This is a genomic window from Enterobacter sp. RHBSTW-00593 (assembly GCF_013784105.1).
In the GTDB taxonomy this organism is placed as follows: Bacteria; Pseudomonadota; Gammaproteobacteria; order Enterobacterales; family Enterobacteriaceae; genus Enterobacter; species Enterobacter ludwigii.
The window spans coordinates 2,320,817-2,336,352 of the sequence record NZ_CP056393.1 but is presented as its reverse complement, the minus strand read 5'-3'; the positions used below and the strand labels follow the sequence as shown (position 1 = coordinate 2,336,352).

The window sequence follows — 15,536 nt, the reverse complement described above, 5'->3', positions numbered from 1 at the left end:
GACGAAACTATAATCATGGGATATACAAGGCGGAAGACGCAGCAGTTGCACTGTTCAGTTGCATACAACGCCCTATCTGAGGATGCATCATGTCCGATCCGGATTTTAATTTGCTTGTCGCCCTCGACGTCCTGCTGGCCGAAGCCAGCGTGGCGGGTGCTGCGCGGCGTTTAAACCTGAGTACGTCAGCCATGAGCCGTACCCTGAGCCGGCTGCGAGAGGTGACCGGCGACCCGATCCTGGTGCGGGCAGGGCGTAATATGGTGCTGACGCCCTGGGCCGAGGCCACCCGGGAGCGAGCCCGAGGCGCCGTGTATGAGGCAAGAGCCGTACTGCAGCCCTCCACTGAAACGCTGAAGGTGGAAAACCTCGAGCGGCTGTTCACCATCAGAGCCAATGATGGTTTTGTGGTCGCATTTGGCCCATTGCTGATTGCCGCCGTGGCCGAAGCTGCGCCCGATGTGTGTATTCGGTTCTCGCCGAAGCCCGAGAAAACGTCACGCTATCTGCGGGAAGGGCTGGTTGACCTGGAAATTGGCGTGCAGAGCAACATGGGACCTGAAATACGCCTGCAGCGATTATTTCAGGATCGGTTCATTGCCGCGGTGCGTAAGGGACATCCGCTGGCGGCACAACCCACGGTCAGCCTTCACGATTATGTTTCCTGGGGCCACGTGGTTGCCGCGCCCGACGGGTCGCTACACGGCTTTGTCGACGATGCGCTGGCAGAAGTGGGGATGAAGCGCAAAATTGCCAGCGTCGTGCCCGGTTTCCCGACGGCGTTATCCGTGGCGCTGGCGTCCGATCTGATCGCCATGGTTCCGGCATTGTATCTGCTGAACCAGCCGATGGCGCAGAGTGTGCATGTCTTTGAACTGCCGTTTAAAACCCGAACCATTACGGTATCGCAGATGTGGCACCCGCGAATGGAAAGGGATCCGGGGCACCGCTGGCTGAGAGAGAAAGTGCTGGACGTGTGTCGGACTGTGCAGCAACCACTCAGTGCTGAGTAACCCGCTTAGGCACGGACAAGATAAAGCGTGTCGACTGAGCATCCGATTCGACGCGGACTTTGCCATGATGCGCGGTGACAATTGACTTCACAATGGCAAGACCAATCCCGCTGCCTTCGCCTTTTCGCTGCCTGGAAGGATCCACCCGGTAAAAACGGTCAAACAGCCTGGGTAAATGTTCTTGCGGGACAGGTTTCCCGGGGTTGGCAATCATCAGCTCAAAATCGTTTTCCCGTTCGGCGATTGAGACGGTCACCGTCTTGCCTTCCGGCGTATAGCGCAGGGCATTGGATAACAGGTTGTTGATTGCGCGTCTGAACATCTGCGGATCGCCTTCGATCAGGCAGGGCATCCCGTGAAACGTCAGCGTGATATGACGTTCTTCCGCCCAGGCCTCGAAGAAATCGAAGACTTTGATGACCTCCGCGCTTAAATCAAACATCACCCTGTCCGGGATCAGCTGATTATTATCCGCCTGCGCCAGGAACAGCATATCGCTGACCATCCGGGTCATCCGGTTATACTCTTCAAGGCTGGAGTAGAGGATATCTTCCAGCTCTTTCGGCGTCCGGTTCTGGCTGAGTGCGATTTCAGTCTGGGTCACCAGATTGGTGATGGGGGTTCTGATTTCGTGGGCGATATCGGCAGAAAAATTCGCCTGGCGGGTGAACACATCTTCAATCTTTTCAATCATATGGTTGAACGAAATCACCAGTTGCTCCAGTTCAACCGGAACGCGTGACGGTTCCAGCCTCGCATCGAGATTTTCAGAGGTGATATTTTTAATGGCATTGCTGACGTTACGCAGCGGCAGGTGTCCCTGACGGACCGCGATTCGAATGATAAGAATAATCAGCAGGCTGATCACCACGGCAATCGCAATCAGGTTCTTTTTCAGCGCATCGAGGTAATGGAGATGGAAATTAATAGAAAGCCCGATCAGCATAACGTAATTCTGCGCTTTTCCCTGCAGCGTCGCCATGCCTGACGAGGCGATAATCCGGTACGTGTCACTTTTCATCTCAGCGCCGGAATGACTTTGCCGGGTGGAGTCATCCACCGTCCAGAGAAACACATCCCGTGCCCGGCTGTGCGTGCTGAACGCCGCCGTGTTCACGGCAGGGCGTAACGCTGCCCCCTGCGCCGTACTGAACAACACCTCCCCACGCGCGTCGAGAAGCAGAACCGCAACGTTACGATAGCTGGCAATTGACTCTTTGATTTTACTGATTTTCTTCTCGTCCGGATCTGCCGGGGACTGCAGGATACGGTGCATCGCGGTACTGATTTGCTGCAGATCGTTGATATCCTGCTCGGCAAAATGCTTTTCAACGGAGTGCAGCATAAACCAGGTGAAGGCGAAAAATGCCAGTATCGTGGAGAGGCTGATAAAAAACGTCAGCCTGAGGGCTAGTGAAAAAGGGCGTCTGGGTAATTTAACGCGCATCCGGTGCCTCCAGCATGTACCCCACGCCGCGGACCGTCTGGATCAACTTCGGCTCATAATCATTGTCTATTTTCGCGCGAAGCCGTTTGACGGCGACATCAATCGCGTTGGTGTCGCTGTCAAAATTCATGTCCCAGACCTGGGATGCAATCAGGGAGCGGGGCAGCACTTCCCCCTGGTGTCGCATAAAAAACTCCAGCAGGCTGAACTCTTTGCTGGTCAGCAGGATGCGGTTCCCCGCGCGGCTCACCTTTCTGGACACGAGATCAATCATCAGATCAGACACCTGAAACTGGCTTTCCGTGATCACCGTATTGCCCCGTCGCAGAAGCGTCCTGACGCGGGCGAGCAGCTCCGCAAAGGCAAAGGGTTTGATCAGGTAATCATCCGCGCCCAGTTCAAGACCCTTCACCCGGTGTTCAATAGTGCCAAGGGCTGAGAGTAACAGAACCGGCATTCCCTTCCCGGCAGAACGTAACATGCGGATGATATCCCAGCCGTTCACGTCGGGAAGCATGATATCCAGAATCAGGAGGTCATACTCGGCGGTCATGGCGAGATGATATCCGGTCAGGCCATTGTCAGCGTGGTCCACCACAAACCCCGCCTCAGTCAGCCCCTTGCTGAGGTACTCCCCGGTTTTTATCTCGTCTTCAACGATCAGTATTTTCATGTTGCTCCCCTGACTGGCTGCTCTGGACATTCTAGAGAGCCTCAAACCGTTATCAATGACTTACGTTAAGAATGACAACATTGTCATTATCCTGTCACCAGGCAAACAGGAAGCACGCTGTAGAGTAACCCTGGTAATACTCTGGACTTCATTTGAAACATTTACCAGGCCTGCCTGGACGAGAAGCGTGATGTGCACATTAAAACGACTTAGCATTAGCACAATATTTTTCCTGGCAGGCTGCGTCTCGCTGGCACCAGAATATGCGCGCCCGCCAGCACCGGTTCCGCAGCAGTTCTCGTTATCCCGAAATAGCCTCACGCCGGTGGTGGCGGGGTATCACGACAGCGGATGGCGTAGCTTTTTTACCGATCCTCAGGTCGCAGCACTGATCGCCGAAGCCCTGAATAACAACCGTGATTTAAAAATGGCCGCCCTTAAGGTTGAAGAGGCGCGCGCGCAGTTCAACGTGACGGATGCCGACCGGTATCCGCAGGTGAATGCTTCGTCAGGTGTGACCTACAGCGGCGGGCTGAAAACGGACAAGCCGACCACACAGCAGTACGACGCAGGGTTGAACCTCAGTTACGAACTCGATTTCTTCGGCAAGCTCAGGAATATGAGTGATGCTGACAGACAGAACTATTTTGCCAGCGAGGAGGCCCGCCGTGCCGTGCATATCCTGCTCGTCTCCAGCGTGTCGCAGAGCTATTTCAGCCAGCAGCTGGCCTACAAACAACGTCGTATTGCCCGCGATACGCTAAAAAACTATCAACAATCCTGGGCTTTTGTTGAACAACAGCTGGTAACGGGCAGCACCAACGTTCTGGCACTTGAACAGGCCCGGGGGCAGATTGAAAGTACCCGTGCAGAAATAGCGAAAAGAGAAGGCGAGCTGGCTCAGGCCAATAATGCCCTGCAGCAGGTTCTGGGAACCTATCGCGCGCTGCCGGCAGAGAAAGGAGGCAGCGTCGATGAGATTTCACCCGTCAAACTGCCGCCTCGTCTGCCGTCAGAAATATTGCTTCAGCGCCCGGACATTATGGAAGCGGAGTATCAACTGAAAGCGGCTGATGCCAATATTGGCGCGGCGCGCGCCGCCTTTTTCCCGTCCATTACGCTAACCAGCGGGCTTTCAGCAAGCAGTACGGAATTATCCAGCCTCTTCACCGCAGGAAGCGGGATGTGGAATTTTATTCCGAAAATTGACATTCCTGTTTTTAATGCCGGAAGGAATAAAGCCAACCTCAAACTGGCTGAAATTCGCCAGCAGCAGTCAATCGTCAATTACGAACAAAAAATTCAGGCGGCTTTTAAACAGGTCGCCGACGCGCTCGCATTGCGGGACAGCATCAGTCAGCAACTCGACGCCCAGCAACGTTATCTTGATTCGCTACACATCACCCTGCAGCGAGCCAGAGGTTTATATTCCAGTGGCGCGGTCAGTTACATTGAAGTGCTCGATGCTGAACGTTCTCTTTTTGCAACACAACAAACCATTCTCGACCTTATCTATTCCCGACAGGTGAATGAAATTAACTTATTCACCGCGCTGGGTGGCGGTTTGGTTGAGTAATTCCTTTTAATTACTCCATCAGGAAATCAAAAAATGAACAGTTTATTTAACGCGGTCGTACTGGGTGCACTCTCCGTTATATTTTCTGCAGGCCTGCATGCTGAAACACATCAGCACGGGGAGATGAACACAGCAGCACAAGCCACGCCAGAGCAGGTTATCGCGGGAACTGGCGTGGTGAAAGCGGTTGATCTGAGCACTAAAAAAATCACTATCGCGCATGATGCTATTCCAGCGATTAGCTGGCCCGCCATGACCATGCGTTTCACCTTTGTCCAGGCAGACGAAACTATTCTCGCCTTAAAAGCCGGCAGCCACGTTAATTTTACGTTTGTTCAGCAGGGCAATATCTCTTTACTCAAGAGCATTAAATAGCGAGAAAAAGCATGGCCTCTTTAAGAATAAAGTTTGCTGCCGTCATCATCGGCAGCCTTATTGCAGGAGGGCTGATTTCAGTTATCGCCTGGCAGTCGGTGTATCCCGCAGAAAAAACAGAACAGACCACGACGGAGAGAAAAGTTCTTTTCTGGTATGACCCGATGAAGCCGGATACCCGGTTTGATAAACCCGGCAAATCTCCGTTTATGGATATGGATCTGGTGCCGAAATATGCCGATGAAAATGACGAAAAAAGCAGTGAGGGTATTCGTATTGACCCGACGCAGGTTCAGAACCTGGGACTCAAAACGCAGAAAGTGACGCGGGGATCGCTGAATTACGCCCAGACCATACCGGCCAACGTCAGTTATAACGAATATCAGTTTGTCATTGTGCAGGCGCGTTCTGAGGGTTTCGTTGAGAGAGTGTACCCACTGACCGTGGGCGATCATGTTAAAAAAGGGACGCCGCTTATCGATATCACCATTCCGGAATGGGTAGAAGCGCAAAGCGAGTTCCTGTTGTTATCGGGTACCGGCGGAACCCCTACCCAGATAAAAGGTGTTCTGGAGCGACTACGTCTTGCCGGCATGCCGGAAGAGGATGTTCAACGACTGCGTGCGACCCGGAGTATCCAGACCCGTTTTACTATCAAGGCCCCCATAGATGGCGTGATTACGGCGTTTAACCTGCGCACGGGCATGAACATTACCAAAGATAACGTGGTGGCACAGATACAGGGGATGGATCCGGTCTGGATCAGTGCGGCCGTGCCGGAATCCATTGCGTATCTTCTCAAAGACAGCTCGCAGTTTGAAATTTCAGTGCCCGCGTATCCGGATAAATCATTTGCCGTTGAAAAATGGAACATTCTCCCCAGCGTGGATCAAACTACCCGCACGCTGCAGGTCCGTCTGCAGGTCTCCAACCAAGACGAAAGCCTGAAACCCGGCATGAACGCCTACCTGAAACTGAACGCCAGGAGCCAGGAGATGCTGCTGATCCCATCCCAGGCCGTGATTGATACGGGCAAAGAACAGCGGGTGATTGTGGTCGATGCGGAAGGGCGTTTTGTGCCGAAAAGCATTCATGTTCTGCATGAATCTCAGCAACAGTCCGCGATTGGCAGCGGACTGAACGAAGGCGATGCTGTCGTGGTCAGCGGTCTGTTCCTGATTGACTCCGAAGCCAATATTAGCGGTGCGCTGGAGCGCATGCGTCATCCTGAAAAAACTGACGACGCGCATTCGGGCCATTAAGGAGACGATGATGATTGAATGGATTATCCGGCGCTCCGTCGCCAACCGTTTCCTGGTGATGATGGGCGCTTTGTTTCTCAGCGTCTGGGGAACATGGACTATCATCAATACCCCTGTGGATGCATTGCCCGATCTCTCTGATGTACAGGTGATCATAAAAACCAGCTATCCCGGTCAGGCCCCGCAGATTGTTGAAAATCAGGTCACGTATCCGCTCACGACAACCATGCTGTCGGTACCCGGCGCAAAGACCGTGCGTGGTTTTTCCCAGTTTGGTGACTCCTATGTGTACGTCATTTTTGAAGACGGTACTGACCTCTACTGGGCCCGCTCGCGCGTTCTGGAATACCTGAACCAGGTTCAGGGCAAATTGCCTGCCGGTGTAAGCTCAGAAATAGGACCAGATGCCACCGGTGTCGGCTGGATATTTGAATATGCCCTGGTGGATCACAGCGGAAAACACGATCTTGCAGAACTGCGTTCCCTTCAGGACTGGTTCCTGAAATTCGAACTGAAAACCATCCCTAACGTCGCGGAGGTTGCGTCAGTAGGCGGCGTGGTTAAGCAGTATCAGATTCAGGTTAACCCGTTGAAGCTGGCGCAGTACGGTGTCACGCTGCCCGACGTTAAACAGGCTCTCGAATCATCTAACCAGGAAGCAGGGGGATCATCCATTGAAATGGCGGAAGCGGAGTACATGGTCCGCGCCAGCGGTTACCTTCAGTCCATTGATGATTTCAATAATATCGTCCTGAAAACGGGCGAGAACGGCGTGCCGGTTTATCTGCGCGATGTGGCCCGCGTGCAAACGGGCCCGGAGATGCGGCGCGGCATTGCAGAGCTTAACGGCCAGGGCGAAGTTGCTGGTGGCGTCGTGATCCTGCGCTCGGGGAAAAACGCACGTGAAGTCATTACCGCAGTAAAAGACAAGCTGGAGACGCTGAAAGCCAGCCTGCCAGAGGGTGTCGAGGTGGTGACTACCTATGATCGCAGCCAGTTAATTGACCGCGCCATTGATAACCTGAGTAACAAACTCCTTGAAGAGTTTATCGTGGTAGCCATCGTCTGTGCGCTGTTCCTCTGGCATATCCGCTCTGCGCTGGTGGCGATCGTTTCTCTGCCGCTTGGCCTGTGCATTGCCTTTATCGTCATGCATTTCCAGGGGCTAAACGCCAATATTATGTCTCTGGGCGGGATTGCCATTGCCGTGGGGGCGATGGTGGATGCCGCCATTGTGATGATTGAAAATGTGCATAAACGGCTGGAAGAGTGGGATCATCAACACCCAGGGGAGCAGATAGACAACGCAACCCGCTGGAAGGTCATTACCGATGCGTCCGTTGAAGTGGGCCCGGCGCTGTTTATCAGCCTGCTGATCATCACCTTGTCGTTCATCCCCATTTTCACGCTTGAGGGACAGGAAGGGCGCCTGTTTGGGCCGCTGGCCTTCACGAAGACGTATGCCATGGCGGGCGCGGCCGCGCTGGCAATCATCGTCATTCCTATACTGATGGGGTTCTGGATCAGAGGGAAAATCCCCGCGGAGACCAGCAACCCGCTGAACCGACTGCTGATTAATGCCTATCATCCGTTATTGCTTCGCGTGCTCCACTGGCCGAAAACGACCTTGCTGATTGCGGCGTTAACTATTTTTACGGTCATATGGCCGCTGAGTCAGGTCGGGGGGGAATTTCTGCCAAAGATCAATGAGGGCGATCTGCTGTACATGCCTTCAACGTTACCTGGCGTATCGCCGGCAGAGGCTGCCGCGCTCTTGCAGACGACAGACAAATTAATCAAAACCGTCCCTGAAGTGGCGTCCGTATTTGGTAAGACCGGTAAGGCCGAAACGGCGACCGACTCCGCGCCACTGGAAATGGTCGAAACCACCCTTCAGCTCAAACCTGAAGATCAGTGGCGACCAGGAATGACGATTGACAAGATCGTTGATGAGCTGGATAAGACCGTGCGTTTACCCGGCCTGGCTAACCTCTGGGTACCGCCGATCCGTAACCGTATAGATATGCTCTCCACCGGCATTAAAAGCCCAATCGGTATCAAGGTGTCTGGCACCGTTTTGTCTGATATTGATGCCACGGCACAACGTATCGAAGCGGTGGCCAAAACCGTGCCGGGCGTGGTTTCAGCACTGGCAGAACGTCTGGAAGGCGGACGCTACATCGACGTGGATATCAACCGGGAGAAAGCATCCCGATACGGAATGACGGTGGGTGATGTGCAGCTGTTTGTCTCATCAGCCATCGGTGGCGCAACAACCGGCGAGACGGTTGAGGGCGTAGCCCGTTACCCGATCAATATCCGCTACCCTCAGGATTACCGAAACAGCCCACAGGCACTGAAACAGATGCCCATTCTGACGCCCATGAAACAGCAAATTACCCTGGGCGATGTCGCTGATATTCGTGTCGTTTCCGGACCTACCATGCTGAAAACGGAAAATGCCCGTCCTGCCAGCTGGATTTATATTGATGCCCGTGGCAGGGATATGGTGTCGGTTGTAAACGACATTAAAACCGCTATCAGCCAGCACGTAAAATTAAGACCGGGCACCAGTGTCTCTTTCTCCGGACAGTTTGAATTGCTGGAGCACGCCAATAAAAAACTGAAATTGATGGTGCCGATGACGGTAATGATCATATTCATTTTGTTATATCTGGCATTCCGTCGTGTTGATGAGGCACTGCTTATTCTGATGAGTCTGCCATTCGCCCTGGTCGGCGGAATTTGGTTCCTGTACTGGCAGGGCTTCCATATGTCCGTGGCGACCGGAACCGGCTTTATTGCCCTGGCCGGGGTGGCAGCAGAGTTTGGCGTGGTGATGCTGATGTACTTGCGTCATGCCATTGAAGCCCATCCGGCGCTTGCCCAGCGGGAAACCTTTACCGCGGAAGGTCTCGATGAAGCCCTTTATCAGGGGGCGGTACTCCGCGTGAGACCGAAAGCGATGACCGTAGCGGTTATCATTGCCGGTCTGTTGCCCATCCTCTGGGGAACCGGTGCGGGCTCAGAAGTCATGAGCCGGATAGCCGCGCCGATGATTGGAGGAATGATTACGGCTCCGCTGTTATCCCTGTTCATTATTCCGGCCGCCTACAAATTAATCTGGCTGCGAAGACATAAATAAACGCGCGACGATATTAAAAGGACACGCTGGAGTGTCCTTTTTTATGCGTATGGGGGAGAGGGTTATTCCCCGTATGGCCCAGTGACAGAAATGTCATCAGCCCGTCACGGGATAAACAGAGGTCGGTTTTTATAATCAATGATAATTCAGACGCCGATGCATTTATCTCTGACTTTTCATTCAGCGATATTGCAGAGCATGTAAACTTAGGAGATTCGACCATGAAAAAGATCCTGTTATCCATTGTCACCATTATGGCTGTCACCTCATCTGGCTGGGCAGCAGAAACGATCAACATGCACGACCAGGTTAATAACGCTCAGGCAACTGCGCATCAAACCATGGCTGAGATGCACAAGAAAATGCTCAAAGCTGGCCCCTGTAATACTACTCCCGAATCGGCAAAGTCTTTCTCTGCGATGAATGAGCATGAGAAGGCCGCCGTTGTGCATGAAACGGTGAACAATGGGCAGTCTTCTGTTATTCATCAGCAACAGGCAGAGAAACATCGCCGTATGAATCAGGCGAATTAACTGGCGCGTGGTGGATGTCACGGGTATACGCTCCTCGAGTGAGGGGCGTTTTCAGCATCATTTAGAAGGTCGCAGTAAGAATGCAGCCACCGCTGAGCAGTATCATGCTGATACGGAGAAGCGCTGCAGTTGGTTTGCAGACATGACCAGGCGAGGTTACAGCGCGCGAGAATGTTCTTCTCTCTGGCTATCGTTTTTCGCCATATCCATTAATAGCGCGATACCAATATAGTTACTCCAGTTAAACGCATTTTGAAGCACGACTACCGCATTGCCTTTTTGTTTATCGAAACCGATAAAGCTTGAGTAGCCGCCAATATAGCCTACCTGATAAGTAATTTTTTCCAGACCGATAAAGTCGGTGGTCCAGGCAATGCCCTGTACACCGTCGGGGCGTTGAATATCGGTATTACTGACTTCAGCAAAGACGCTATCCAATAAGCGATTGTCGGTTGTCGCCACGTGATAGCGAGCATACGCGGCCAGATCTTCGGCGTTACTGTATAAACTCGCTGCCGCTACCATGTTGTTGGAAAAATGCCAGTCGGGCGTCAGCTGCCCGCGCGGGATGAATTTGGGCTGATCGCCAGCGTGGCCAAGCGCACGCTGTGGGTATCCCTTTAACGTCTGGGGAGTAAAACTACTGTTAGCCATTTGCAGCGGTTGAAAAATATAGCGCGAGGCTAAACTCTGAATATCTTCGCCGGTTTTGTGTTTCAGGATATAGCCGATCAGGGCATAGCCGGTATTAGAGTATTGCGGCATTTTATGCTGCGGTGCATGCCAGTTGGCTAAATAGCGCAATACGTTATCGCTATCCAGTTCGCCATAAAAGTTATCGCCACTGCTTAAATAGCTGATGAATTTTCCCAGCATCGGAACATCCATATTCTGACGGGGCAGGCCAGAGGTGTGGGTCACCAGTTCCAGTAGAGTAATTTTTTGTGCATCTGCGCTTAAGGGCGTACCCGGTGGCAGCAATGTCGCCAGGTTATCGTCCCAACTCAGCCTTCCTTCGTTCACCAGACAAGCCACCACTTCCGCCGTAATCCCTTTGCTGAGCGAACCGAGGGCAAACAAGGTATTGGACCCGATCGGGTAGCGATTGGCCGCATCGGTTACGCCCCAACTGTAAAACTGCGGAGAACCGTAATTATGGATCACCGCAACCGTCATCCCGGGAACGGATTTTTGCGCCATATAGTGACGGACCACGCTATCAACGTCGCCGTCCAGCGATTTATGGGTGAGGAGTTCCTGTGTTCCTGCCGGGGAGGACATTTGCGAGAGGGTGCCACAACCGCTCAATGACGGGATAACAAGCAGAAGCCAGCGAAATTGTTGAGTTATGTTCTGCATACCTGTCATGTGTGGTGGTCATTAGAGCGCCCGGAATGTATCACACCTGGCCTGCTTAAACGCCATTTTTCTACGCTTTAGCCGCCAGGGACGATATCTGCAGTTATCCCGCCTTTATTACGCAGAAATAGTGGTTTGACAGGAATAGACGTTTTACGGGTACTCATGTGCGCCGTTTGCTTTAGATAATCCCTAAAGTGCGGCGTCTGTCTGTGGAGTTGATAATCTTCCTCACTGGCGTAAATCTCATAGAAATACCAGCGGTGGGGATCATCTACGTCTGTCGCGGCATACATGGCAAGCACGCCTTTTTCTATGTTGAGGGACTGAGCCATTTCAGGAAGGACAATGTTTTTGAATTCAGTCTGATATTCCGGCTTCACCTCAACTACCACCAGATTATTGATGGTCCGCTCATCGGGTATGATGTGTTTGTCCCCTGTAAATTGCGGCACGAGTGTGATTTTCAGCTTCCGATCAATCATATCAGGTGCTTGAGTAACAAACGCTTTGTATGGAGAGGCATCCAGATGTTTGCGGTAGGCCAACTCGCTTGCATAAAGCTCAACCATATATGCCTGACGCGCATTGTCACTGCGTTTCAGCGCGTACATCGCCAGCGTGCCCACTTCATGATCAACCGAAGCGGTGATTGTTTGCCTGGCAACCTTATCAAAATGCCTGTCCCGATCGGGCGTGATGCTTATCTCAACGATATTCATCACGGGCGTATCCTGTATGCCCTGACTTTTTGCAAAGGCAGGGCTGCTTATTAGCAGGCAAGTTAAAAACATGAGACTCTTTTTCATGATGATCCTTTTTCTAAACCAGAGACAGGCTACCGCGTCCAGACCTGCTTAACGTCTTTGGTATGCGGCGTATTTTGCGCCATAACCCCCGTCAGAAAGTGGGGCTGATAGCATTCTTCCAGATAGCGGATCGCCTTGTTAATTCTCAAGCCTGCAATGGCCGCGTTCTGTCAGCAATACCCAAGGATTCAACTGGAAATTTCGGTCTTCGACGGTACCGTGAATATTATCGAGGAGCGTTTTGACCTGGGGATTCGTTTTGGCGATATTCTGGAGGGTGGGGTGGTAGCACGGCCGTTAATGAAACCGTTTCGTGAAGTGTTATACGCATCCTCTGCCTATCTCGCTGAACAGGGTATGCCTGAGGTGCCGGCAGATCTCAGTCATCACCGATTGATTGGTTACCGTTTTATCACTAACAACCGCATCCTTCCGTTGATCCTGAACGATCGCGGAGAACAGTTAACCGTTGAGATGCCCGGACAGTTAATCAGCAACGATATTGATGTTATGGCAGACGGAATTCGTAACGGACTGGGAATTGGGCGCTTGTTCGAACCCATCTGGCGGTTACAGCCAGATCGGGAACAATTTGTACCTGTGATGGAGAGCTTCTGGAAAACCTATCCGCCAGTGTATCTCTATTACCCGAAAAACGCGGGGAAAACGAAAAGGGTGAAAGCCCTGATTGATTTTTTGATCTCCGCGACCGAGCGATAAGGTTGCGCAGGCACAGGGCGAAGTCCCGCCAGTAGTGGCGGGAATGTGTTTAACGCTGCATGTTATTGCGTGTCTGGCGGATTTGCTGGCGCCAGGCGCGATTATGAAGGGTAAATAGCAGCATCTTATAGAAGGAAGGAGATCGTATACAGAAACCGCTGAGCAGCAACATGACAACACTCACCAGTGCGGCTGTTAAATTGACGCCTGGCCAGATGGTGCCGCTCAGCGCCGCAAGCAGATAAACGACCGTCAGCAGAAGGCTTATGAATGCCAGAGAAAGATGTACCCGCACGGCGCGAATGCTGCCTTTACCCATCATAAACATCGTCAGACCGTTGATGCCGGCGAACAGAAGGGCAATCAGCACTACCCACACAAATACCTTTTCTGCCGGCTGATTGAGTGCGGCGAATACGCCGTAGCCCAACCATAGCTGCGGAATAGCAAAACTGACAATCACCCCGAGGGTGCTGATTACCGCAGGGATGCCCATAGTATGTAGTCCCATGGGCTTACCCATCTGCTGGGCCAACTGCGTTTTCAGTTCTTGCAGCTGCGAATCGTTGGCATTGTTTATACGTACCGCTATGTCGTTACAGTGTTGTAGACGACGGGATAGCTCTTTAAGCATTTGAATACTCTAGGCTTAACGCTTAATTTATGATTTCGATGATAGCAGTGTTAAAACGTTGAGCCAATATCCTGTGGTCAGCCAGGATGGCCTGGAATTAGAAAAGGGTAGGATTGCGAAATGAGTGTTGCCCATGAATGGATCATAATAGTCAATTTAACATAATATACATTATGCGCACTTACATAGATTAAGGCAGAATCTGGCTTTTTATGGTCATCCTTGTTCTGGTGTTTGACATCCTCTAATGCACCTTATCTGCTCCGAATCCTCTAAACCTGCATAGCCATCTTCATTCACGCTGTTTATTCTCTGGCTTCTCTGCCGGCGCTGCATACCAGTTATCTTCCGTCACGACGACCGCGCCTTCTGGTTGCATCACAAAGTTTGGCGACATGATTTGTACATTAAACTCGTTAAAGACATCCTGAATATTGCTGTGCAGTTCATTGCGGGCCTCCGCCAGTGATTGCCCGGCACGCAGCTTCACCTGAAGTTCATAAGCAATATACCAGTCCATCAAACTCAATTGTCTTACCAGCGGCTGTTGTGACTGATCGATACATTTCGCCCGTCTGGCGGCTATCTCCAGCATGGCATGAACTTGCCGCCATGGCGTGTCGTATCCGATAGTGACACCTGTCGTCAGGTTCACGCCACCATCTGGATTTTGCGCGCTGAGATTAGTGATTTTGCCGCTAACTACGACAGCATTCGGTACGGTTACAACATAATTCTCCCGCGTAATGATTTTCGTCGCGAGCATACCTATCTCTGTGACCAACCCTTCGTTATCCGCGACCCGAATGATGTCGCCTTTTCTCAAGGCTCGCGAGTAAATCAGTACCAGGCCACTCATGGCATGATTCATCACCCCGGCAGATCCCAGAGTCAACATCAGCCCAAAGAATACACTGATACCTTTAAAGGCCAGTGAATTGGCCCCCGGTAAAAACGGGTATGCTGCAGACAGAGCAAATAACCATACCACCACAGAAATTAACTTCCTCGTCGCGCCGACGGTTTCAGGATGGATCCCGGGAAGGTGTAAACGCCCTGCTTCTACCTGATTTAACAAGACTTTAAGGAGTTTTAGAATGAAGGCTGTGATAAGAAAAATAATCAGGACGATTAAAATGCCCGGCATAGCCGAGACAATCGACAGTGCAATATCCCGCAGAACACGCATGGTCCAGTCACCCAGCGATGCCCCCCAAACGCGCGTCCAGGGAAACAGACTGAATGCCCAACTTAGCCAGATATAAAGCCCGAGAATACCCAAAATAATCATCAGCAAAGCATACAAACGAGTCTCAATCGCGCCGACAAACCTGCGCCAGCGTTGTGGAATGATACTGCGGTTCTCAAGAATGCGGCCTCGGTAAAAACGCCTTACTCCACGCCATGACCGCCAGGCACCGTACCAGAAAACAAACAGTGCCAGCAGCCCTGCGGCCGTTTTGCCTGCCGATAATGCCAGCCACCCGGCGTCATATTGATCGCGAAGCGCCGTACGTTGTGCCTCCATTCGGGTCAGCACACGTTGAGCTGCCTCATCAAGCGTCAGGTCGTCGCCCTCATCGAGATCGGCTTGTGCCAGTAACATCACCGGCTTGCCGTTCATCACAATCAGTCTTCCCGGTTGGTTGTAACGGGTAACCGGAATAATTTTCAGGGGCTCCCGAACATCCTGTTGAGAGAAATTGCGCAGCGTATTACGAATGCGCAAAACTCGCTCTTCAGGCGTGGTCAGACCGAATTTTGCCTGCAGCATAACAATCGGCTGATGGAAAATATAAACCGTTCTGGCGCGCTCCCGATCTGTCGGCTCCTGGCGCGGCTCTGCGGCTACGCTGAGAAAGGAGATTACCGAGAGCAAGCATGACAATGTAACGAGCAGGATCCTCTTCATTCCCCCCCCCTGAAACGCAAGATTATTGTTATTTTTCAATACGCCCAGAGAATGGTTGATCTCTGCTTTTTGAGCATA

The 15,536-nt window shown here is 52.1% G+C and carries 12 protein-coding genes and 2 pseudogenes; 7 read left to right on the top strand and 7 right to left on the bottom strand.

Going from position 1 to position 15,536, the window contains the following annotated elements:
• Positions 1-89 precede the first annotated feature (89 nt).
• Positions 90-1,013 carry a LysR family transcriptional regulator gene (locus tag HV242_RS11015; RefSeq protein ID WP_047955625.1) on the top strand — a complete coding sequence of 308 codons (924 nt, stop codon included), beginning with the start codon at positions 90-92 and terminating at the stop codon, positions 1,011-1,013.
• Here the strand turns inward: HV242_RS11015 and HV242_RS11010 are convergent.
• The gene (locus HV242_RS11010) at positions 1,000-2,460 is read right to left on the bottom strand and encodes a Cu(+)/Ag(+) sensor histidine kinase (RefSeq protein ID WP_050736805.1); all 1,461 of its coding nucleotides are present in this window, start codon (positions 2,458-2,460) and stop codon (positions 1,000-1,002) included. The two genes, HV242_RS11015 and HV242_RS11010, sit on opposite strands and share 14 nt — an antisense overlap.
• On the bottom strand, positions 2,450-3,133 hold the full coding sequence (locus HV242_RS11005; protein ID WP_050736804.1) for a copper/silver response regulator transcription factor: 684 nt from the start codon (positions 3,131-3,133) through the stop codon (positions 2,450-2,452). The genes HV242_RS11010 and HV242_RS11005 overlap by 11 nt, the downstream gene beginning before the upstream one ends.
• Positions 3,134-3,323: 190 nt before the next feature.
• On the opposite strand from HV242_RS11005, the gene HV242_RS11000 reads away from it, so the two are divergent.
• From HV242_RS11000 to HV242_RS10980, 5 genes are all read left to right on the top strand, one after another.
• On the top strand, positions 3,324-4,709 hold the full coding sequence (locus HV242_RS11000; RefSeq protein WP_050736803.1) for an efflux transporter outer membrane subunit: 1,386 nt from the start codon (positions 3,324-3,326) through the stop codon (positions 4,707-4,709).
• Between the two features lie 33 nt (positions 4,710-4,742).
• A complete protein-coding gene (gene cusF, locus HV242_RS10995; protein WP_050736802.1) occupies positions 4,743-5,084 on the top strand; it encodes a cation efflux system protein CusF in 342 nt (113 codons plus the stop codon).
• A gap of 11 nt (positions 5,085-5,095) precedes the next feature.
• Complete coding sequence (locus HV242_RS10990) at positions 5,096-6,346, top strand: efflux RND transporter periplasmic adaptor subunit (protein ID WP_050736801.1); 1,251 nt, start codon at positions 5,096-5,098, stop codon at positions 6,344-6,346.
• 10 nt (positions 6,347-6,356) lie between these two features.
• A complete protein-coding gene (gene silA / locus HV242_RS10985; protein WP_050736800.1) occupies positions 6,357-9,491 on the top strand; it encodes a Cu(+)/Ag(+) efflux RND transporter permease subunit SilA in 3,135 nt (1,044 codons plus the stop codon).
• Positions 9,492-9,712: 221 nt separating this feature from the next.
• Complete coding sequence (locus tag HV242_RS10980) at positions 9,713-10,024, top strand: hypothetical protein (RefSeq protein ID WP_020884130.1); 312 nt, start codon at positions 9,713-9,715, stop codon at positions 10,022-10,024.
• A gap of 156 nt (positions 10,025-10,180) precedes the next feature.
• On the opposite strand, the gene HV242_RS10975 is transcribed toward HV242_RS10980, so the two are convergent.
• The 3 genes and pseudogenes from HV242_RS10975 to HV242_RS24225 all read right to left on the bottom strand — a co-directional run.
• Entirely contained in the window at positions 10,181-11,383 is a 1,203-nt protein-coding gene (locus tag HV242_RS10975) for a serine hydrolase domain-containing protein (RefSeq protein ID WP_080471937.1), read from the bottom strand.
• Between the two features lie 77 nt (positions 11,384-11,460).
• Positions 11,461-12,192, bottom strand: a complete 732-nt coding sequence (locus tag HV242_RS10970; RefSeq protein WP_050736798.1) for a putative quinol monooxygenase — start codon at positions 12,190-12,192, stop codon at positions 11,461-11,463.
• Positions 12,193-12,221: 29 nt separating this feature from the next.
• Positions 12,222-12,323: pseudogene (locus HV242_RS24225) on the bottom strand (hypothetical protein); the annotation flags it as partial.
• 4 nt (positions 12,324-12,327) lie between these two features.
• Here HV242_RS24225 and HV242_RS10965 point away from each other — a divergent pair.
• Positions 12,328-12,912, top strand: a pseudogene (locus tag HV242_RS10965) (LysR substrate-binding domain-containing protein); the annotation flags it as partial.
• Between the two features lie 49 nt (positions 12,913-12,961).
• On the opposite strand, the gene HV242_RS10960 reads toward HV242_RS10965, so the two are convergent.
• Both HV242_RS10960 and HV242_RS10955 read right to left on the bottom strand, forming a co-directional pair.
• Positions 12,962-13,423, bottom strand: a complete 462-nt coding sequence (locus HV242_RS10960) for a hypothetical protein (protein ID WP_237760682.1) — start codon at positions 13,421-13,423, stop codon at positions 12,962-12,964.
• A 415-nt stretch (positions 13,424-13,838) separates the two neighbouring features.
• Positions 13,839-15,458 carry a mechanosensitive ion channel family protein gene (locus HV242_RS10955; RefSeq protein WP_050736796.1) on the bottom strand — a complete coding sequence of 540 codons (1,620 nt, stop codon included), beginning with the start codon at positions 15,456-15,458 and terminating at the stop codon, positions 13,839-13,841.
• Positions 15,459-15,536: the final 78 nt, after the last annotated feature.

What these genes read in the sequence shown, in the direction of transcription:
- HV242_RS11000 (WP_050736803.1), top strand. Translation starts at nt 3,324, where the DNA reads ATGTGCACATTAAAACGACTTAGCATTAGCACAATATTTTTCCTGGCA.
- HV242_RS10955 (WP_050736796.1), bottom strand. Translation starts at nt 15,458, where the DNA reads ATGAAGAGGATCCTGCTCGTTACATTGTCATGCTTGCTCTCGGTAATC.
- cusF (WP_050736802.1), top strand. Translation starts at nt 4,743, where the DNA reads ATGAACAGTTTATTTAACGCGGTCGTACTGGGTGCACTCTCCGTTATA.
- HV242_RS11005 (WP_050736804.1), bottom strand. Translation starts at nt 3,133, where the DNA reads ATGAAAATACTGATCGTTGAAGACGAGATAAAAACCGGGGAGTACCTC.
- HV242_RS10980 (WP_020884130.1), top strand. Translation starts at nt 9,713, where the DNA reads ATGAAAAAGATCCTGTTATCCATTGTCACCATTATGGCTGTCACCTCA.
- HV242_RS11010 (WP_050736805.1), bottom strand. Translation starts at nt 2,460, where the DNA reads ATGCGCGTTAAATTACCCAGACGCCCTTTTTCACTAGCCCTCAGGCTG.
- HV242_RS11015 (WP_047955625.1), top strand. Translation starts at nt 90, where the DNA reads ATGTCCGATCCGGATTTTAATTTGCTTGTCGCCCTCGACGTCCTGCTG.
- silA (WP_050736800.1), top strand. Translation starts at nt 6,357, where the DNA reads ATGATTGAATGGATTATCCGGCGCTCCGTCGCCAACCGTTTCCTGGTG.
- HV242_RS10990 (WP_050736801.1), top strand. Translation starts at nt 5,096, where the DNA reads ATGGCCTCTTTAAGAATAAAGTTTGCTGCCGTCATCATCGGCAGCCTT.
- HV242_RS10975 (WP_080471937.1), bottom strand. Translation starts at nt 11,383, where the DNA reads ATGCAGAACATAACTCAACAATTTCGCTGGCTTCTGCTTGTTATCCCG.
- HV242_RS10970 (WP_050736798.1), bottom strand. Translation starts at nt 12,192, where the DNA reads ATGAAAAAGAGTCTCATGTTTTTAACTTGCCTGCTAATAAGCAGCCCT.
- HV242_RS10960 (WP_237760682.1), bottom strand. Translation starts at nt 13,423, where the DNA reads ATGGGACTACATACTATGGGCATCCCTGCGGTAATCAGCACCCTCGGG.